The following is a 20128-nucleotide window of genomic DNA, read 5'->3' on the forward strand; positions in this document are numbered from 1 at the left end:
AGGCCGAAAGCGGCGGGGCGGGCCGACGCGTGGCCCCGGCCGGTCCAGGCAGGCCAGCGGCCCGAAGGCGGCGGGGCGGGGGCACCGGCTGACGCGAAGCCCCCGGCACCGCGCTCAGTCGTCGGCGACGCTGTCGAGGATCTGCTCGCCGTTGAAGATGCCGAGCCGCTCGCGGTACAGCTCCAGCGGCACGCCGTTCGGATCGTGGAGGTACAAGCTCTCCTCGACCCCCCGGTCGGGCCCGACGTACTCCACTCCCGCCTCGTCGAGCTTCTTGCGCGCGGCCGTGTAGTGCGGTGCGTCCACCGACAGGGCCATGTGCTGCACGCCACCGATCGTCTCCGTGGCGGGCGGGTGTTCGTGACCGGGGAAGTCGAAGAACCCCAGCAGGTTGTTGTTGCCGATGTCGAAGAAGAAGTGGGTCGAGCCGCGGTAGTCACGGTTCTCCACGATCTCCACGAGCGGGAAGCCCAGGAACCCCTGGTAGAAGCGGATGGTCTCCTCGACGTCACGGCAGATGAACGCCACATGGTGGATACCGCGGGTAGTCGTCGCGGGCCGGTCGCCCGGTGGCCGCAGATAGCGCTGCCGCAGTTCCTCGCGGCGGGCGCGGACGGCCTCTAGCGCGGCTCCCTCTGGCTGAGGCATCGCGGACTCCTTCACCTCGGGGTGTTTGCGCAATTCAACTTCTCTTCGCCATGTTCCCCGGATCCTGGCCGAGTACCGCGTCGCGTGCGACCGGCGCCGCCGCAATGGGTCCGTACGTACCAACCGGTCACGCACCGGTGCGGTGCGTGAGCGGTACGTCCCCGGCGCCGCGTCCGTCAGACGCCGAAGGCCTTCAGCAGGGCCAGAAACTCCTCCGGCCTGGTCTCGTGCACAAGGTGCCCCGCGTCGACGGTGACCAGGCGTGCGCCCGGGATCCGCGCGGCCAGCGCGGCGAGCCGGTCCTGGGGGACACTGCTCGCCGGCCCGCCGGCGATCACCAGGGTCGGGGCCTTGATCGACTCCAGGCGGCCCCACCAGGCCGGATCGGGCTCGTTGAGCTCGGCGTCCGTGGCGGGTACGAGCGGCCAGTCGAAGTCCAGCGGTCCGTCGGGGCGGACGGCCGATTGCCGCGGCGGGTCGAGGGGCCAGTCGCCGCGGGCGGCCGCAACGGGTACGCCCCAGCGCACCGTGCCGTTCCGCGTGCTTCCGCACAGGTCCGTGCACGTGCCTTGACGTCGGCGGCGACGGCTGGATTACTGATCCGGAGCAGCACGACCGAATGATCGGTCGTCCGGTTTGGGACGGGAGTACGGCGAATGACGGACCTTCTGGACGCGGCGGAGCGGCTCGGGCGGGGCGAGCTCGAGGCACTCCAGTTGGAGCGGCTGAGGGCGACCCTGCGCCACGCGTACGAGAACGTCCCTTTCTACCGCGAGTCCTTCGACAAGGCGGGCCTGCGTCCCGACGACTGCCGTGGGCTCGCCGATCTCGCCCGCTTCCCGTTCACCGCCAAGTCGGACCTGCGGGACAACTACCCGTTCGGGATGTTCGCCGTCGAGCACTCGCAGGTGCGCCGAATCCACGCCTCCAGCGGGACCACGGGCCGGCCCACCGTCGTCGGGTACACAGAGCGGGACCTGGACAACTGGGCCGACGTGGTGGCCCGTTCGATCCGCGCGGCCGGCGGCCGCCCTGGGCACAAAGTCCATGTGGCGTACGGGTACGGCCTGTTCACCGGCGGCCTGGGCGCGCACTACGGCGCCGAGCGGCTCGGCTGTACGGTCATCCCCGCGTCGGGCGGGATGACGGCGCGGCAGGTGCAGCTGATCCAGGACTTCCGGCCCGAGATCATCATGGTCACGCCCTCGTACATGCTCACTCTCCTCGACGAGTTCGAGCGGCAGGGCCTCGACCCCCGCGCCACCTCGCTCAAGGTCGGCATTTTCGGCGCCGAGCCCTGGACGGAGGAGATGCGCCGGGAGATCGAGCAGCGGTTCGCCATCGATGCCGTCGACATATACGGGCTGTCGGAGGTGATGGGACCCGGCGTGGCGCAGGAGTGCGTGGAGACCAAGGACGGCCTGCACATCTGGGAGGACCACTTCTACCCCGAAGTCGTCGACCCCTTCACCGGCGAGGTGCTGCCGGACGGCGAGCAGGGCGAGTTGGTCTTCACCTCGCTGACCAAGGAGGCCATGCCGGTCGTCCGCTACCGCACCCGCGACCTGACCCGGCTGCTGCCGGGCACGGCGAGGGTCTTCCGCCGTATGGAGAAGGTGACCGGACGCAGCGACGACATGGTGATCCTGCGCGGGGTGAACCTCTTCCCCACGCAGATCGAGGAGATCGTGCTGCGCACGGCCCATGTCGCTCCCCACTTCCAGCTCAGGCTGACCCGCGAGGGGCGCCTGGACGCCCTTACCGTCCGGGCCGAGGCACGCGCCGAGGCGACCGCGGAGCAGCGTACGGCCGCCGAGCGGTCGATCGCGGCGGCGGTGAAGGACGGGATCGGGGTCTCGGTCATGGTCGAGGTCGTGGACCCGGAGACGCTGGAGCGCTCGGTGGGCAAGATCAAGCGGATCGTGGATCTGCGGGACGCACGGGAGGTCTAGCCTCGGCGGTCCGGCGCGGCGGGGATCGAGACGTCGCGAGAATTGGCAGGTCACTGGCGTATGACACGGGGGCCGAGCCCTGCCCGCGACCAGCCACGGAAGACGGCACATGGAAGAGGCCCGCCCCACGAGGGCGGGCCTTGATCGCAGACCTGCACCGGGCAAGAGACCCGGTTCAGCGTGCAGGCGGCACAGGAGTCATCCGACGGCCCAAGGGGTTGGCGGAGCCACAGCCTGGCCCGGACGTACGAGCGCCCGCCGCGGTGGAGATACGGCGGGCGTCTCGCGTGCAGCCGTCCACGGGGACGCTGCCGGTCCTGCGGGGATACACCTGGGGGGCTCGTCCGCGCGCAGGCGACGCCTTCTGCCGATGGGTGGGAGGGCCGTCGGCGCCGTGCATTGAGTCTCCCACCAGCTGGCCGGATTGCACCCGGTTGGTTGTGGCGAAAATGCGCCTGCCACTCACCTTGTCGAGCCGTCAGTCCGGCGCGCGCCAGCTCGGAAGATCTGCGCCGCCGGGTCGCCGCCGGGGGATCTACAGATGACCGAGCGGACGGCGCCGGCCGGCACGATGCTCACCTGTGCTTCCGTCTGTCCGACGTACGCGGACTCGCGCGCTGCGGTCGATGAGGAGGAACCCGGGACCCGCCCTTGACGGCGACGGACGCGTTGGGGATATTGCGCAGCACGCTCTGCTCGGCTCTCGGGTCGGGCACCAGGTTTTCGTTCTGGGTGAGGTTCGCGGTGCGCCAGTTGAGCTTGCCCATCGGGCCAGTCCTCGCGCAGGGGCCGGAGTTGGCCCCGGGGCTTCGGCGGGCCCCCCACAAGGCACTGACACTGCTGAGTGGTTCAGGCGTGCCACTGGCCGCGAAGGACCGCGCTGGAGCCGATGCGCGGCCCGTTCGCACGCCGGCCGCCAGGGTCGTGCGGAGTGCGCCGGGTCTGATAGGCGCCGTCCTCCAGCCCGGACGAGCCTTCGCGCCTCGGCTGCTCCAGCACTGTCACTGACGGTGGCGTTGTCAGTGCAGCACGAGACACTGGGCGGAGGCCTGCTGTCTGCGTCGTGTGAGCCGGCCTTGCGCTGCATCATCCATCGGCAGCACTGGCTGGGACCGGTCCAGGGCCTGGATCCACGCGACACCTCCGCGATCGAAATGGCCCTCGGCACACTCGAGCACGATCCGCGACGGCAAGGCCAGCGCCTGAGCCGTCGAACGCCGACGCACGCAAGCTCAAGCACAACCCGCTGTACATCAGTCAGCGACAACGGGCGGGATCTTCGGTCCCGGTCGGCTCACACTGAACCAACGGCGAATCTCTGATGCGGGTCTCCAGGGGATCACGCCCCGTTCTGCTCCCACGGCCAGCGGGCGTCGCGCCCGGCGTCCAGCAGCGGGATCATGCGGAACGCGGCGTCGGCCAGCCCACCGAGCGCGTGCCGGTTACCGGCGCCGGAGGGCATCGCCGCCTCTCGGTATCCGGCCATGTTCCACATGTAGACGGGCACGTTCTTCGGGATCAGATCGTCGATCTGCGTCTCGCGCATGCCGCCGTAGCCGTGGCAGTTGGACGGCAGCCAGCCGGGCCGGGTCTGCTCGTCGGTGACGATGACGACCCGGTCGTGCCGGTCGAAGTGGCGCTTCACCGCGGACGGGATGTCCGTGCCGCCGATCTGACGGAACCGCTCGATCAGGCGCAGCACGCTGCCGCCCTTCGGCACGGCCAGCTCGTTCGACGTCTGCCCGAACTCCACGAGTGTCGGCGCCTGGGCGCGTATGGCGAGCGCCGACCCGAAGACAGCGGCCTGCTCGGCCAGGGTGATGTCGGACCGGTTCGGGGGCGAGTAGCTGTAGCCGGGGAACATCGACGGCGAGCGGTCCACGAGGATCAGCGTCCGGCCCTTCAGCGCGGGCACGTTGGCGAGCGAGTGCGCGAGGGCCTGCTCGAGCGGGTGGCCCCAACGCAGCGACGGCGCGGCCTTGTACGCGGCCCACCAGCGGAACGGGAACATGCGCGAAGCCCGCACCTGCTCCGCGTCGGCGAACCGCGCGCCGATCCGGACCGCGACGTCGTCCGAGACGCCGGCCTCGTCAAAGTTCCGCAGGTTCCGGGCAAGCGCCATCAGCCCCATGGTCGGGATCACGGCCTCCCACGCGGCCTTGTCCATCGGACCCTGAAGCCAGCCGGCGAGCGCCTCCCACGTCATGCCTGCGTCGGCGATGTACTTCAGCTTCTGCGCGTCGGTCAGGCAATCGCGCCGGTCGCTCACCGGCAGGCCCGTCAGGAACGCCCGGTGCTGGAGCATCCGCAGCCGGGGCGGGATGTCCTCGTCGCGGCCGTGGCGGCGGTCGATGGCGTGTTTGAACAGTTCGCCCTGCCACGGCTTGTCGTCGGCCGGGGCGGCGTGCACCAGCTCGAGGACGTCGCCGAACCGGTAGCCCTTGGAGTCCGTGTCGTACTTGAGCATGGACCGCTCGGTGTAGAGGCGCTGCACGGCGTCGGCTATGCCGCGCTTCACCGGCTTGGGCAGCCGCCGCCCGTACCGGGCGGTCCAGTAGCCGAGCAGCTCGCCCGGCTCGTCGGGGCGCTGGAGTACGGAGGCGATGACGCTGCGGTTCGAGTACGGCACTGCGCCGTCGACCGCGGCCGGGCCGGGGATCCCCGCGGCGGTCTTGTCCGCCTCTAGCCGGGCGCGAACGAACTCGGCAGCGCCCACGATCGAGGCGGTGCGCATGTTGCCCTCACCGCGGAGCCAGCCGAGCAGGCCGGCGGTCCACGCGGGGTCGTCGACGGCGAGCCGGCGCACCAGCTGGGTGTACCGGTCGTCGCGATCGCCGCCCTTCTCGTAGAAGGTGTCAGTTCCGGACATGTTCGCGACGGCGAGCAGGAACAGCTCACTCTTCGCGTCGCGGAGGTGGCCGGTCGCACCCTCGCGGGTACGTGTCTGCTCCCCGGTCGTGGTCACGGGCGAGCTGGCCCGCGGGCGTGCGGTACGGGTGTTGAAGCGGGACATGAAAAATCCCCTCTCGCGGAGGGGAAGCTCAGCAGAGGGGTGCCCGAGATCAAGGTCGGTGGAGGAAACAAGGTGCTCTGCCGACTGAGCTACCGACACCGTGGCGTCGACCGGGACTCGAACCCGGGACCACCCCATTAACAGTGGAAGTATCCCCCGCCTGCGCACCGGGCACCCCGATGCTGTGCCTCCCGAGATCAGAGTCGGCGTGCGGCGTGATTCATGAGAAGAAGTAGCCGCGGCCTGCGCACCGGGAGGTGCATATGAAGTTGTGGACCCCACCGTAGGTCAACGCGCTGGTGGGCCCAAGCGGTTATTGCCGTTCGTCAGCTGAACGCGTACAGAAGGCGTCCAAGAACCCAGTCAGCGTGTCGCGCCGGCTCCGGGTCCCGTGGGTGATGCCTCAGGCTCAGGCGGCCACGGGGGCGAGCTTCGGGTCGGCTCCGAACTTGTTCGCCTCGGCCTTGCCCTCGGACGCCAGGAAGACGAGCAGGATGATGCCGCCGACGAGCGGGATCGCCGAGATGAAGATCCACCAGCCGGAGCGGCCGGTGTCGTGCAGGCGGCGGACCGTGACCGCCAGCGTCGGCAGGAGCAGCGCGAGGGTGTAGATGGCGTAGATGATCGGGTACGTGCCGGCCGCCATGTCGATGCCCATGAGAACGAGGGCGATGATGATGTTGATGAGGGTGAACATCCAGTACTCCTTGCGGCGCGCACGCCCGCTGAAGCCCGCGTAGTTCTTGAGTACTGCCAGATACCAGCTCACTGAGATTCCTCCACCGCCCTTGTCAGGGACGCATCGATTTTTCGTCAAACATGCGGAAGGTAAAGGAAACATAAGTGCACGTCAAGTGATCGTGAGGCCGAGACGAAACGTACATCTACCTGCGGCTCAACCGTGTCCGTTCCGACGCCTGGACGGTCCGCAGCGGCGTCTGGGGGCCGGTGAAGGCCCCAAGCAGCCACCGGCGGTTAACGCCTGGTCGGTTTCGGACCCACTCGGCCGCCGGAGCCTGCCTCGCTCGTCGAGTTGATGCAGCGCGCGGGGTGGCGTCCGGGTAGCGGCGGTGGCTCTCGGTCATTCCTCCGGGGCGGGATGACGGAGCAGTGTGTGACGGTGCGGCGACGCCGGGCCGACATGAGCCCGCGGCCCATGCGTTGTGGTACACGCCGGCCGCGGAGGGTGGCTCGGGCTCGGGCACCGGTGACGCATCGGCCGGCGCTTCACGGCGCAGCGCCCCGACGTCACGGCGCACCGCCTCTTTGCCGACTCCGAGTTCGGCGGCGATGGCGCGAGCGTTCCTGCACTGGCCGGCGAGGCGGCGCACCTGCCTGCGCCGGTCGGTGCGCGCCAGTGCGCCACTCTCGGCGGTGGTGTCGCTCATCGCGGCTCACCATCGCGCCGGTGGCGCGCCGACTTGAGGGCGGCGATGCCCCGGGCGAGCGTAAGGGCCGCGCTGAGCGGAAAGCGCGTGTGCCTTCGCCACCATCGCAGCGACCCTCATCTGCGATCACCGACCCACCACATGCGATGGCCCTTCAGGAAGGAAACAGGTCGGCCGTGGCGAATCCCGGATCCGCGGGCGCGTCGGAACGTACCTGACGGTCGGCTTTGGCAAGCCCCCGATAGGTCCAGCGGTAGCTGCCTCCGGTGGCCCTGACCACACTGTCGAGGGTCATGTCGGCATCGCGCCAAAGACTTTCGAGTGCACTGAAGTCGACTTTGGCCGTGCGTGCCTCGTATCCGGCATCCTCCTTGGCCAGATCAACCCTGGCGAGCATCCCCTGCTGAACCGATGGCGTCCAGCTGGACACTCCCCCCTTGATGAAGGAGACGAACGCTTCGAGAGAATCGAAGACTTCCGACTCCAGCTCGCCGGGATTCGGTGCCGCATGCACGAGCGCCGAGAACAGTCGCTGACCGTCGGTGTGGCTGACACTGACCTCGGTCACTCCTTCGGAATGGGCGACGTCAGCCTTCACGAGGGGAATCGTGTCCTTCAGGACGAAGGGCGCAACAGTCGCGATCAGCGGACGGTCCGCGTTCCTGTCCGTGATGTACACCGTCGGGACGGGCCGCGAAGACGAAAGATCGACTGCTCCACAGCGGTAGGCGCAGGAAACAGTGCGGATATTGATCAGCGGAGGAATCGGCCACAATGTCACCTGGTCGAGAACCAGAACACAGAAGGATGCCACCGACCAGCCGTTGAATACCTGCGGCTGCAACCAGGTGGCGGGAAGTCGTTCATTCAACTTGTCAGGACGCAGCCTGAAGTTGAAGATGAACCGTTCCAGGAGCTGGGCGGTGACGATCCTGGGGACAAACACAGGGATCGACCTCCAAACGGGACACCCGCCTATACGGAAACAGTCGCGCTGACGGACTGGTCGGCGGCACCGGGCAGGCCTTCGACGGGGCCGAGCGTGTGTTTCTGCTGAAACAGGACCACGGGCGGGCCGTCGTCGACACTTGCGTATGCCTCGTAGTTGGGGAACGCGTTGGTCGCTCCTCGAACGGACACCGTACGACCGATCGGATCGATCGTGAAGAAGGCACTCAGGTCAGCGGCGGGGGCTCCCGGCGGTGCCAGGGGATTGATGGCAGCTCCGTCGTAGCTGAAGTTCACACAGAACTCGTTCGGATTGTCTATCACACCGCCCTGGGGGTCGGGGAAGGTGTTTCCGACATTGAAGTGATGGAACGACATCCCATCGGTGCCGGCGGTCTCCCTGGCCAGCACCTCACCTGTCGCGCAGTCCAGCTTCAGGGATTCACCGCACTGATGGAAGTCCGTCTCCTCCGGTTGGTTCGCGAGGAAGCCGGACACGACGATTTCGGACCGTGCGCGGAACCGTTGCTCATTGGGATCGGAACTGAAGTCCCGGCCGTCTCCGTGAAAGCAGTCGCCCATTGCCTCGATGACAGGCATGGGGATGAAGAAAGCGAGCCATATTGCGATCTTGTCGAACTGCGCGGGCATCTTCTCGACCCTCCTGCTCGATTCCGCCGACGCCCCCTTCACAGAGGACGAACCGGCGCGGCGTCACGGCGAGGCGTCACCGACAGCCGCGTGTCGTGAATGCTGCCGCAAGGTCTTGGCCAGGCGGTCTTGGCCAGGCTGCCCAGGGGAATTCCCCACCCTGATGGCTTTCACCAGCGTATCCCGGAGCTGTGCTCCTCGCACGACGGCCGGTACTGGGTACCGTCGCCCCCCGGCGAGCCGGGGGCGACCGGGCAAGGCTCTGGTCGCGGCGGAGGATCGCCCGCTGGATGCCTACGAGTTCCGCGCTCGGTTCGACGCCGAGCTCCTCGATGAGCCTGGTCCTGGTGCGCCGGTACAGCACGAGCGCCGCCGCCTGGCCGCCAGTCCGGTACGCGCATCAGCCGAGCCTGCGGCCGCTCCCGGAAGGGTTGGGTGCGCGGTACCCTCCCACAGTCGTGCGATGACCTGTCCGGGCCGACCCGAGGCGGGTTCGGCCTCGGAGAGCAACCAGGCCGCGCGCTTCAGCGGCGCGCTTCAGCGGCGCGACCCCATCCGGCCGGCTTCCCAGTTCCCCACAGCCTCACGCCGGGCGTTCAGCGTTTTCGGCGCACGTGGGCGTCGATCAGCACCCGTATTCCGTCACCCGACCGACCGCATTTCGCCGGTGTGCCACTTCAACTCGGAGTGTCCCGTGTCAGCGGAGCAAACCACAACCGGAGAGCTGACCCTCGCCAGGATCGATGACACAGCGCTGCCCCACCGATCAGGAACGGACACGGAGGCGAGGTCGGCAACCATCCGGCGTACCCGATCGTCCTTCGGGTATGCCGCACCCGAGCCCCGAACCGTCCCGAACTCCACCTGACTGGAAGCGCTTTGGCCTTGGCACCACCCCGGAGGACCCGGTCGGCTGCCGCGGCATCCACGTTCCAGGGCGACACCGGGTTCATGTCGGCGATCTTCCAGGGCAATGCCCAGTTCGGGGCGGCGATCTTCCAGGACAGCACTCGGTTCGAGTCGGCGACCTTCGAGAGTGACGCCCGGTTCGAGCAGGCGGTTTTCGAGCGGTCGGTCACCCTGGGGCCGTTGGTGTGCGCCGGGCGGGTGAAGTTGTCCGGGGCGGTGTTCAGTGGCCCAGTGACCCTTTCGTTCGCCGCGCGCCGCCTGGACTGTCGGCGGACCCGCTGGTCGTCGACGGCTGAGTTGCGTCTGCGCTACGCCACGGTGGACTTCGCCCATGCGGTCTTCGAATACCCCCTCACCATCGCCGCGGAGGACAACCCCTTCGTTCTCCCCGACGGACGGCCGGTGGCAGAACAGGCTCTTGCCGAATCCCCCGCTGCCGCAGTGCGGTTGGCCTAGCTGCGTGGGGTTGACGCGGCCCATCTGGTCCTCGCCGACGTAGACCTGTCGGGGTGCCTGTTCGCCGGGACCGTGCATCTGGACCAGCTACGGCTGGAGGGCACCTGCTCCTTCGACAAGGTCCCGCCTGGCACACACTGGCGGCGCCGGCGCCGGCGCCCGGTACGGTTCACCCAGCGCCGTACCCTGGCCGAAGAACACCACTGGCGTGCGAACCAGTCGGCAGCAGTCCGGGACTGGAACGTGGCGGTGCTCGGCGCCGGACAGGTCGGACCGGCACAGTTGGCACCGGTGTACCGGGCGCTGCGCAAGTCGTTCGAGGACGGCAAGAACGAGCCTGGGGTCTGCGGATTTCTACTACGTCGAGATGGAGATGCGCCGCCGGCACGTACATCGAGATGGCGTCACGCGTGGCCGAGTCCGTCCTTCTGGGTCTGGCGGTTCTGCCTGTCCGTAAGCGCGTCAAACGCTGAAGAACCAGCGCTCCCACCTCCAGGAGTTCGGCAGAACGCCGCAGCCACCGGACACTGAAACAACAGGTGCGCCCGAGCCGCTGTGAGCCGCCGTACGGAAGAGTTCAGTGCCCGGGTCGCAGCCCCGCCCACTGAAATCTTTCGTGCGGCCCGACAAGCTGGTGAGTGTGACGCCGACCGACCACCGGACTCGGCGCACTGCTCCTGTGAGCTCCTGGGAATGTTCGGTGGCAAGCCGGTCGGTTGCCTGGAAGGTCGTCGGTGTGCCGCTCCACGGTGAGCGAGTGGCTACCTGCGGTGGCCTTCTTCTCGCACCGTGGAGCGGCACACGGAGGCTCCGCCGCCCCGCAGCGGTGTTCGGGCCGCTCAGCGGAACAGGCAGCGGCTGCGGGATCGGCCCTGGAGTGGTACGAAAGAGACCGTTGGAAGCGCACGTGGTGCCCTGCGGTCGTAGGTCGGAGGTGCCGTCCGTGGAACCCATCGACTGGCTGCTGAGGGCCAGTGAGCGCGGCAATCCCGCAACCCGCCTGGACCGTCGGCGCCCCGACAGGACGGCATGGTCGGTCGGCAACGAAGTTCGCCCCCTGGTCCACGGCGCGACGTATTTCGCCGAGCTGCTCGCCGCCGTCCGCGCTTTGCGGGCCGGAGACCTGCTGCTGTTCACCGACTGGCGCGGCGATCCCGACGAGCGGCTCGCGGGCCCCGGGACCGAGATCGGCACCGTGCTGCGCGAGGCGGCCGAGCGCGGAGTGGTCGTCAAGGGTCTGGTGTGGCACTCCCACCTGGACAGTTTCCAGTTCAGCGAGGAGGAGAACCGCCACCTTGGCCAGGAGATCCGGGCGGGGGGCGGCGAGTACCTGCTGGACATGCGAGTGCGTCCCGGCGGCACGCACCACCAGAAGTGCGTCGTCCTGCGCCATCCCGGGCGTCCCGAGCTCGACGTCGCCTACGTCGGTGGCATCGACCTGTCGCACAACCGCAACGACGACATCGCCCACGGCGGCGACGCCCGCTCCCAGCCCATCGCCGAAGCGTACGGACCGCATCCACCCTGGCACGACATCCAGCTCGCGATCCGGGGCCCCGCGGTCGGCGACATCGAGACCGTCTTCCGGGAACGCTGGACGGATCCGGCGCCCCTCAGCCGCAGCCCGCTGTCCCGGCTGCGCGAAGTGCTGCACCGTGAGGACATCCACGCGAACCCATTGCCCCCTCAGCTGCCCGATCCCTCGCCCCGCGGCACGCACTCGGTGCAGGTGCTGCGCACGTACCCCAACCGGCTGCTGCGAGGCTACGACTTCGCCCCCGACGGCGAGCGCAGCGTCGCGCGCGCCTACCTGAAGGCACTGCGGCGGGCCCGGGCACTCATCTATCTGGAGGACCAGTACCTGTGGTCCCCGCAGGTGGTGGAGTACTTCGCCCGGGCGCTCCGAGCGAATCCAGGGCTACGCCTCATCGCCGTCATCCCCTCCGTCCCCGAGCAGGACGGCCCGCTCACGCTGCCGATGAACCTGATCGGCCGCGTCACCGCTCTGGAGACACTGCGCCGGGCGGGCGGCGGGCGGGTCGCGGTATACGGGCTGGAGAACCATGCCGGGACACCGGTGTACGTGCACGCCAAGGTGTGTGTGATCGACGACGTGTGGGCCGCGGTGGGCTCCGACAACATCAACCTGCGCTCCTGGACGCACGACTCCGAACTCAGCTGCTCCGTTCTGGACGAGACGACGGACCCCCGAGAACCACAGGATCCCGCCGGCCTCGGCGACGGCGCGCGCCCCTTCGCCAGGAACCTCCGGCTGATGCTCGCGCGCGAGCACTTGGACCGGGAGGAACCCGGGGACCCGCAGGCCCCCGACGTCCTGTGCGATCCGGTGGGCGCCTTCGACGCCTTCGCGTCGGCGGCGGCCGCGCTGGACTCCTGGCACGACAGGGGCGGGTCCGGCCCCAGGCCGCCCGGACGTCTGCGCACCTACCGGCCACCGGGACTATCGCGGGCGCAGCGGCTTCTCGCGACGCCGCTGTACCGCGTGATCATCGATCCGGACGGCCGCCCGCTGCGGCTGCGGCTGCGCAAGGCGTTCTGAGAAGCCGGTGGGGCCGGCTCACACTCCGGCGGGCGATCACCCAGTGCCGGCGGTCTCGCGATGCCAGGGACGCGCCCCCACCCGTGAGTACGGCGTCGAACAGCCGGTTGCTCCCACGATCGATCCGACGGGCCGGTCGTCTCGACGGCCACGGTGTCGAGGGGCGTGGAGGACCCAGCGATGGCGGCCAGGGCGTCGGGGTGCGCCGCGGTCGACGCTGATGACCTCCTCGGCCGTGATCGCGCCCCCTCACGCGTCTCCCCCTCTCGCGCTGCCTGCAAGAGGGGGCCTCTCGTACCCCGCGCCGCTCAGTTGCCGCACGAGCCCCCGTGACCGCAGCCGCACGCATCGCCCTCGTCGTGCGCCTGCACGGCGCCCGGACCGGACGGGGCGCAGCAGCCGTCCCCGCGCCACGCCGTCAGGCCCTCCTTGGCGGCGACGGCCGCGATGACCAGGGCCGCTGCCGGATCGGCCCATGACCAGCCGAGCGTGGCGTTGGCCACGGCGCGACCGGCCGCGGCGACGAGGCCGCGTGGGATGGTCAGCGGCCGTAGTCCGGGGCAGCAGGGCCGGACGGTGCCTGCGCGTCGTGCACGACCGCGAAGCGGTCGCGGAGTTCGCGCTTGAGGATCTTGCCGCTGGCGTTGCGCGGGAGCCCGTCCACGAAGAGGACCCTCTTGGGCGCCTTGAAGGCCGGGAGCCTCTCGCGCGCGTGGGCCACCAGTTCCGCCTCGGTGACGTTCCTGCCCGCCACCACCACCGCCGTGACCGCCTCGATCCAGCGTTCGTCCGGGAGTCCGACGACCGCGGCCTCGGCGACCGCCGGGTGCGTGTAGAGGACGTCCTCCACCTGCCGTGAAGCGACGAGCACGCCCCCGGAGTTGATGACGTCCTTCACCCGGTCGACGACGGTGAAGTAGCCCTCGCTGTCGCGCACGGCGAGGTCCCCCGAATGGAACCATCCATTCCGGAATGCCTCTTCGGTCTCCTCGGGCTTGTCCCAGTACCCCTCGCACAGCTGCGGTGAGCGGTAGACGACTTCGCCCGGTGTTCCGTCCGGGGTCTCCTTGCCGTCCTCGTCGACGACCTTCGCCTCGACGAAGAGCACCGGCCTCCCGCAGGAGTCCATGCGGCCCTCGTGCTCCTCGGGGCCGAGGACGGTGGCGAGCGGACCGATCTCGGACCGTCCGAAGCAGTTGTAGAAGGCGAGCCGGGGCAGGTGTTCGCGCAGCCGCCGCAGTACGGGCACGGGCATGATCGACGCCCCGTAGTACGCCTTGCGCAGTGCGCCGAGGTCGCGGGTGGCGAAGTCCGGGTGGTGGGACAGGCCGATCCACACGGTCGGCGGTGCGAACAGGCTGTCCGCGCGGCCCGCTTCGACGAGGTCGAAGATCTGCGCCGCGTCGGGTGCGTCGAGGATGGTGTTCTCCGCGCCGACCGCCAGGTAGGGCAGGAGGAAGACGTGCATCTGGGCGGAGTGGTAGAGCGGCAGCGTGTGCAGGGGCCGGTCGTCGTCCTTCAGGTCGAGTGCGGTGATGGCGCTGACGTACTCGTGGACGAGGGCCCGGTGGGTCATCATCGCGCCCTTGGGAAGGGCAGTGGTGCCCGAGGTGTAGAGCAGCTGGACCAGGTCCTCGGCCTGCGGTTCCCGGGCGGCGTGGAAGTACGGCCGCGGCTCGCCCAGTTCGGCGAGGAGTGAGCCCTCGGCGTCGCGCAGCAGCCGTACGGGAGGGCCGGCGGGCAGGCGGGGCGCGAGGTCAGGGTCGGCGAGGAGCAGGGAGCTGCCCGACTGGCGGACGATGTAGGCGAGGTCCTCCCCGGTGAGGTTCTGGTTGACGGGGACATGGACGAGTCCGGCCCGGGCGCAGGCGAGGAAGGCGATCAGATAGACGTCGGAGTTGTGGCCGTAGGTCGCGACCCGGTCCCCGGGGCGCAGCCCGTGGTCGGCCAGGACGGCCGCCGCGGTGGTGACTGCGGTGTCGAGGGCCGCGTAGGTCCAGGTGCGTTCGGCATAGCGGACGGCCGTGCGGCCGGGGGTGCGGCGGGCGCTGCGCCGTACGAGGGAGTCGACCGTGCTGCTGTGTGGCCCTGTCATGACGCGATCCTGTGGGCGCGGTGACGGAACGTCAAGGGCGACGATACCGACCGGAAGTGGACAGTTACGCACCGGTACGGGCGGCTTCATGGAGCAACCTCGTTGATCCGCGGCATCGTTGGCCGGCATCCTGCTCTTTCCAACCCGGACGATTCGCCCGGACCGGGCGTCGCCGTGTTGACCCCTCGGACGACTCGCCCTGACCGGCGTCGCCCTGTTGACCGCCGCGGCCACTGCCACCGCCGGCGGCGGCCGACGAGCGTGACCGGTCCCTCGGGGCAGGGTCTGCCCGTCGTCGTCCGCCGCATCGGGCACGGCATGCCGCACATCGTGGCGGAGGACTGCGCGAACCCCGGCTTCGGCACCGGCTGGGCGCAGGCCGCCGACCAGGTGTGCGTCCTCGCCGACGAGTTCGGCACGGTGCGCGGCGTTGGGCACGGTCGCGGTGAGCGCTCGCGCCACTTCGGCCCGGACGCGGGCCGGACGGCGCGCTGTCGTCCGCCACGAAGTCGCGCACCCCGGCGCGCCGACGCTCCACGCGGCGGCGGACACGGTCGCGGGGCCCACCGTCCGGCCCCGTGACCGGTGGCTCTTGCCCCACGCCAGGCACGCCGGCATGCCCGGACTCCGCGGGGTCGGCGGACACGGCCCGATCCCGTGCGTCACAGTGGCCGTTCACGGCCCTCCCAGTACGGGTCGCGGAGCCTGCGCTTGTAGAGCTTGCCGTTCGGGTCGCGCGGCATCACCGTCACGAAGTCGACGGACCTGGGGCGCTTGTAGGCGGCGAGTCCGTGCGCGCAGTGGGCGAGTATGCGGGCGGCCAGGGTCTCGTCCGGGCGATGGCCGTCCGCCGGTTCGACCACGGCCTTGACCTCCTCACCCCAGTCGGGGTGCGGGATGCCGAACACGGCGGCGTCGGCGACGGCCGGGTGGGTGAGCAGCGCGGACTCGATCTCGGCCGGGTAGATGTTGACCCCGCCCGAGATGATCATGTCGATCTTGCGGTCACGCAGGAAGAGCCAGCCGTCCTCGTCGAGGAATCCGAGGTCCCCGACGGTGAAGAAGTCGCCGACGCGGCTGCGCGCCGTCTTCGCCTCGTCCTTGTGGTAGCTGAAGCCGCCGGTCGTCATCCGCAGGTAGACGGTGCCAACCTCTCCCGGCGGCAGGCGGTTCCCGTCGTCGTCGAGGACGGCCAGTTCGCTGATCGGCCACGCCCTGCCGACGGTGCCGGGCTTCTTCAGCCAGTCGTCGGCGGTTGCGAAGGCTCCCCCGCCTTCGCTGGCCGCGTAGTACTCCTCGACGCAGCTCCCCCACCAGTCGATCATGGCTCGTTTGATGTGCTCGGGGCAGGGCGCTGCGCCGTGAATGGCGTGCCGCATGGAGGAGACGTCGTAGCGCTTCCTGACCCCGTCGGGCAGCGCGAGGAGCCGGTGGAACTGGGTGGGCACCATGTGGGTGTGTGTGCACCGGTACGCCTCGATGAGCCGCAGCATCTCCTCTGGGGCCCACTTGTCCATCAGGACGAGCGGATGCCCGATGTGCAGGGCCGCCGTCGCGAACTGCAGCACGGCCGTGTGGTAGAGCGGCGAGCAGACGAGATGGACGTTGCCGTCGTACGGCTTGATGCCGAAGATGCCGAGGAATCCACCGAGGTGCGTCTCCTCGGGGGGCTTCCCGGGCAGCGGCCTGCGGATTCCCCGGGGGCGGCCCGTCGTGCCCGAGGTGTAGTTCATGACCCAGCCGAGCGTGCGATCGGCGGGCGGGGTCTTTGGCTGCTGGTCCAGCAGGTCGCCGTACGGGCGGAATCCGGCCACCTCGCCCACGGCGTAGCGCCGGTCCGCAGGCAGCCCCGCCTCGTCCGCGGCGGCCGTCGCGGCGGCGGCGAAGCGCTCGTGGGCGATGAGTACCCGGGCCCCGGAGTCGGACACGATCCAGGCGATCTCGGGGCCGACGAGGTGGTGGTTGACCGGGACGAGATACAGCCCGGCCTGGGTTGCGGCGAGCGCGGCGGTGACGAGTTCGACGCCGTTGGGCAGGACCACGGCGAACGCGTCGCCGCGCCGCAGGCCCGCGGCCCGCAGTCCGTGGACGAGCCGGTTGGCGGCGGCGTGCAGCCGTCCCGCCTGCCACTGCTCGCCGTCCGGGCAGGTCAGTACGGTGCGGCCGGGTTCGGCGGCGGCCTGAGCCCAGAAGCCGCCCGGCGGGTGGGCCGCGCCCGGAACGCCCGCGGGCCGGGTCGCGTCTGCGGCGCCCAGGGACCTGGTCGCGCCCGGAGCATCCGGCCGGTGGGGCGTGCCGGCGGGACTCGACCGGTGGGTCGCGCCCGGGGCCGCGGTCGGGGGGCCGGCACCCGTGGTCGCGGGCGGGTGTCCGGCGTCCGTGGTCGCGGGCGGGTGTCCGGCGTCCGGGCCGTCGGGGTGGTGGGTCATGCCGCGCTCCTTCCGGCGATGCGGTTGATGCGGTCGACGGCGCGTTCGAAGCCGCGGGTGAGGTCGTCGAAGACCTGCTGGACGGGGCGTTCGTCGTTCATACGGCCGACGATCTGGCCGACGGGAGTGCCTAGCAGCGGCTCCACCTCGTACCGCTGGATGCGGGAGACGGCCTCCGCGACCAGGAGTCCCTGGAGTGGCATCGGCAGGGTCCCGGGGCCGTCGGGGCCGTCCCAGGCGTCGGTCCACGCGGTGCGCAGCTGGCGGGCTGGTTTGCCGGTCAGGGCGCGCGAGCGGACGGTGTCGCCGGAGCCGGCGGCCAGCAGTTTGGCGGTCAGGGCGCGGGAGCCGAGCCGGGCCTCGGTGGTGGTGAGCCACAGCGAGCCGAGCCACACGCCCTGGGCGCCGAGCGCGAGCCCGGCGGCGATCTGCTCGCCGCTGCCGATGCCGCCGGCGGCGAGCACGGGCAACGGGGCAACGGCGTCGGTGACTTCGGGGGTGAGCACCATGGAGGCGATCTCGCCGGTGTGGCCGCCTGCCTCGTACCCCTGGGCGACGACGATGTCGATGCCCGCCTCGGCGTGGTGGCGCGCGTGCCGGGCGCTGCCGGCCAGAGCCGCGACGAGGATTCCGTGGTCGTGGGCGCGGGCCACGACGTCGGGCGGCGGGGAGCCGAGGGCGTTCGCGAGGAGGCGGATCGGGCGGTGGAAGGCGACGTCGAGCTGACTGCGGGCGACCTCTTCCATCCAGCCCGTGATGCGCCAGCCCGAGGTCTCTCCTTCGGCAAGTTCGGGGACACCGTGTTCGGCGAGGGTGTCCCGGACGAACGTCCGGTGCCCTTCGGGGATCATCGCCTCCACATCGGCCTCGCTCACGCCCTCGACCTTCCTCGCGGGCATGACGACATCCAGGCCGTACGGTTTGCCGTCGGCGTGGTCGTGGAGCCAGTCGAGGTCGCGGGCGAGGTCGTCGGGCGCGGTGTAGCGGACGGCTCCGAGTACGCCGAAGCCGCCCGCCCGGGTGATGGCGGCAGCCACCGCGGGGAACGGTGTGAAGCCGAAGATGGCGTGCTCGATGCCCAGTTGTCTGCTCAGCTCCGTCTCCATGGGCGCAGGATGCCGCAGGCCGCCGGACGAGGGAAGACCTTTTCTGATGCATCGTCAGATCCTTTGGGGTGGTTGACAGCCCACCGGTCCGGCAAGAAAGTTTCACGTGTCGCGGACGATCCGAAAGATACTTTCAGGAAGGATTCCGTATGACCGAGGACGCAGCGGACGCAGGGAGCAGGGCGATCAGCCGGCGGAGACTGGGCAGCGGGATCCTGGCACTGGGCGGCGCACTCACCCTGGCGTCCGTTCCCTTCGCCGCACCGGCCGCGGGCGCGCCCCTGGGACCTGACGGCGGCGGGGGCGGCCCGGCCCACCGGCCGACGCTGCGGCGCGGCACACCGGAGCGTGCCGGGCTGGTGGCCCGCCACCTGGACCGGCTGGTCACCGACGCCGAGACGTTCCTGCACCCCTCCCCCAAGCACCCTTGGTACGCGGGTGCGGTGCTGCTCGCCGGGCGTGGCGGCACGGTCGCCCTCCACCGGGCGATCGGGAAGGCGCTGCGCTACTCCTCGTACGAGGAGACGACCGACACGGCCGTGGAGCTGCCCGCCGATCAGCAGATCGCGATGCACGAGGACACGGTCTTCGACCTGGCGTCCGTCTCCAAACTGTTCACGTCGATCCTCGCCGTGCAGCAGATCGAGCGCGGCGCGCTGGAGTTGGAAGTGCCGGTCGCCTCGTACCTGCCCGAGTTCGGGGGCGCCGGCAAGCAGGACATCACCGTGCGGCAGGTGCTCACGCACACCTCGGGACTGCGTGCCTGGATCCCGCTGTTCAAGGAGCCCACGCAGGAGGGGCGGCTGCGGCTGCTGTGGAACGAGGTGCCAGAGAACCCGCCGGGCAGCCGATACCTCTACTCCGACCTGAATCTGATCGCCCTTCAGCTCGTCCTGGAGAAGATCACCGGTCGCACTCTGGACACCCTGCTCCGCGACGAGATCACCGCTCCCCTGGGGATGCACCGCACACGCTTCAATCCGCCCGCCGAGTGGAAGCCCATGATCGCCGCGACCGAGGACGCCCGGCCGCCCTGGTCGGGGCTCGACCGCGGGCTGGTGTGGGGCGAGGTCCACGACGAGAACGCGTACAGCTTCGGCGGGGTCGCGGGCCACGCCGGCGTCTTCTCCTGTGCCTGGGATCTCGCGATCCTGGCGCGCACCCTGCTCAACTCGGGCGTCTACGGCCGTTCCCGCATCCTCGCCCCCGAGTCCGTCGAGCTGATGTTCACCGACTTCAACACGGCGTTCCCCGGCGACGAGCACGGCCTCGGCTTCGAGCTGTATCAGCACTGGTACATGGGCGCCATGGCCACCCCCCGGACCGCCGGCCACACCGGATTCACCGGTACCAGCCTCGTCCTCGACCCGACCACCGACTCGTTCCTGATCGTCCTCGGCAACTCGGTCCACCCGGTGCGCAGTTGGCGATCGGGCAGCGCGCCGCGGGTCGCCGCCGCCAACCACTTCGCCCGAGCCGTCCCCGTACGCCCGGCGCACGGGCCCACCGCCTGGTTCGCCGGCATGGCGGGCGCGACGACCGCCACGCTCACCCTGCCCCCGCTCGGGCCTGCGGCCGGGCGGCTCGGCTGCGCCCTGTGGTGGGACACCGAGCCCCGTGCGGACCGGCTGTTCCTGGAGGCGTCGGCGGACGGCGGAGCGAACTGGCAGCCGGTGCCGTTCACCACCACGCACCCGGACGGCGGGCAGCAGCCGCATCCCGCGGGCACAGCGACCGGCTGGTCCGGGCGCGTCTGGCACCGGCTCATGGCGGACCTGTCGTCCTGGCGCGGCTCGGACGTACGACTGCGCTGGCGGTACACCACCGACCGGCTCTACGTAGGACGCGGGGTGTACGTCGACGCGATCGCAGTGGACGACGAGCGCGGCCACGTGCTCTTCGACGAGGCGCGCCCGTCGGACGCCGCCCTGGTCGAGGCGGTCGGCTGGGCGCCCTCCCGGGACTGACCCCGG

General features: G+C 70.2%; 16 protein-coding genes and 1 pseudogene. 5 read left to right on the forward strand and 12 right to left on the reverse strand.

Annotation, left to right across the window (positions count from 1 at the left end; all coding sequences use genetic code 11):
• Positions 1-114 precede the first annotated feature (114 nt).
• Both J7E88_RS12105 and J7E88_RS12110 read right to left on the reverse strand, forming a co-directional pair.
• Positions 115-648, reverse strand: a complete 534-nt coding sequence (locus J7E88_RS12105; protein WP_215179970.1) for a VOC family protein — start codon at positions 646-648, stop codon at positions 115-117.
• Between the two features lie 176 nt (positions 649-824).
• Positions 825-1175 (reverse strand): alpha/beta fold hydrolase, encoded by a 351-nt coding sequence (locus J7E88_RS12110; RefSeq protein WP_215179972.1) that lies wholly within the window; start codon positions 1173-1175, stop codon positions 825-827.
• 129 nt (positions 1176-1304) lie between these two features.
• Here J7E88_RS12110 and paaK point away from each other — a divergent pair, with 129 nt between their 5' ends.
• Positions 1305-2600 carry a phenylacetate--CoA ligase PaaK gene (paaK, locus tag J7E88_RS12115; RefSeq protein WP_215179974.1) on the forward strand — a complete coding sequence of 432 codons (1296 nt, stop codon included), beginning with the start codon at positions 1305-1307 and terminating at the stop codon, positions 2598-2600.
• Between the two features lie 575 nt (positions 2601-3175).
• Here paaK and J7E88_RS12120 read toward each other — a convergent pair.
• From J7E88_RS12120 to J7E88_RS37405, 6 genes and pseudogenes are all read right to left on the reverse strand, one after another.
• Complete coding sequence (locus tag J7E88_RS12120) at positions 3176-3367, reverse strand: hypothetical protein (RefSeq protein WP_215179976.1); 192 nt, start codon at positions 3365-3367, stop codon at positions 3176-3178.
• Between the two features lie 572 nt (positions 3368-3939).
• Entirely contained in the window at positions 3940-5613 is a 1674-nt protein-coding gene (locus J7E88_RS12125; RefSeq protein WP_215179978.1) for a TROVE domain-containing protein, read from the reverse strand.
• Between the two features lie 409 nt (positions 5614-6022).
• Positions 6023-6382: a DUF805 domain-containing protein gene (locus J7E88_RS12130; protein WP_215179980.1), complete on the reverse strand. Its 360-nt coding sequence runs from the start codon at positions 6380-6382 to the stop codon at positions 6023-6025.
• A 773-nt stretch (positions 6383-7155) separates the two neighbouring features.
• Positions 7156-7947 carry a DUF2071 domain-containing protein gene (locus J7E88_RS12135; protein WP_215179982.1) on the reverse strand — a complete coding sequence of 264 codons (792 nt, stop codon included), beginning with the start codon at positions 7945-7947 and terminating at the stop codon, positions 7156-7158.
• 29 nt (positions 7948-7976) lie between these two features.
• The gene (locus J7E88_RS12140) at positions 7977-8600 is read right to left on the reverse strand and encodes a hypothetical protein (RefSeq protein ID WP_215179984.1); all 624 of its coding nucleotides are present in this window, start codon (positions 8598-8600) and stop codon (positions 7977-7979) included.
• A gap of 76 nt (positions 8601-8676) precedes the next feature.
• A pseudogene (locus J7E88_RS37405) lies at positions 8677-8988 on the reverse strand (BTAD domain-containing putative transcriptional regulator); the annotation flags it as partial.
• 563 nt (positions 8989-9551) lie between these two features.
• On the opposite strand from J7E88_RS37405, the gene J7E88_RS35780 reads away from it, so the two are divergent.
• Both J7E88_RS35780 and J7E88_RS12155 read left to right on the forward strand, forming a co-directional pair.
• Positions 9552-9965, forward strand: coding sequence for a pentapeptide repeat-containing protein (locus J7E88_RS35780; protein WP_251022464.1), 414 nt, complete (start codon positions 9552-9554; stop codon positions 9963-9965).
• A gap of 943 nt (positions 9966-10908) precedes the next feature.
• Positions 10909-12525, forward strand: coding sequence for a phospholipase D family protein (locus J7E88_RS12155; RefSeq protein ID WP_215179988.1), 1617 nt, complete (start codon positions 10909-10911; stop codon positions 12523-12525).
• 308 nt (positions 12526-12833) lie between these two features.
• On the opposite strand, the gene J7E88_RS12160 is transcribed toward J7E88_RS12155, so the two are convergent.
• Positions 12834-13028: a hypothetical protein gene (locus J7E88_RS12160; RefSeq protein ID WP_374196269.1), complete on the reverse strand. Its 195-nt coding sequence runs from the start codon at positions 13026-13028 to the stop codon at positions 12834-12836.
• Between the two features lie 38 nt (positions 13029-13066).
• Positions 13067-14620 (reverse strand): fatty acyl-CoA synthetase, encoded by a 1554-nt coding sequence (locus tag J7E88_RS12165; protein ID WP_215179990.1) that lies wholly within the window; start codon positions 14618-14620, stop codon positions 13067-13069.
• Positions 14621-14881: 261 nt separating this feature from the next.
• Between J7E88_RS12165 and J7E88_RS12170 the strand changes: the two genes are divergently transcribed.
• Positions 14882-15202 carry a penicillin acylase family protein gene (locus tag J7E88_RS12170; protein WP_374196270.1) on the forward strand — a complete coding sequence of 107 codons (321 nt, stop codon included), beginning with the start codon at positions 14882-14884 and terminating at the stop codon, positions 15200-15202.
• Between the two features lie 80 nt (positions 15203-15282).
• Here the strand turns inward: J7E88_RS12170 and J7E88_RS12175 are convergent, their stop codons facing one another.
• Positions 15283-17049 carry an acyl-CoA synthetase gene (locus J7E88_RS12175; protein WP_251022466.1) on the reverse strand — a complete coding sequence of 589 codons (1767 nt, stop codon included), beginning with the start codon at positions 17047-17049 and terminating at the stop codon, positions 15283-15285.
• Positions 17046-18155: a nitronate monooxygenase family protein gene (locus tag J7E88_RS12180; RefSeq protein WP_215179992.1), complete on the reverse strand. Its 1110-nt coding sequence runs from the start codon at positions 18153-18155 to the stop codon at positions 17046-17048. Before J7E88_RS12180 ends, J7E88_RS12175 begins: the two co-directional genes overlap by 4 nt.
• 149 nt (positions 18156-18304) lie before the next feature.
• On the opposite strand from J7E88_RS12180, the gene J7E88_RS12185 reads away from it, so the two are divergent.
• Positions 18305-20122, forward strand: coding sequence for a serine hydrolase domain-containing protein (locus J7E88_RS12185; protein WP_215179994.1), 1818 nt, complete (start codon positions 18305-18307; stop codon positions 20120-20122).
• The last annotated feature ends 6 nt before the right edge of the window (positions 20123-20128 follow it).

Origin of the sequence: Streptomyces sp. ISL-10 (genome assembly GCF_018614575.1) — a bacterium.
Classification (GTDB): Bacteria; Actinomycetota; Actinomycetes; order Streptomycetales; family Streptomycetaceae; genus Streptomyces.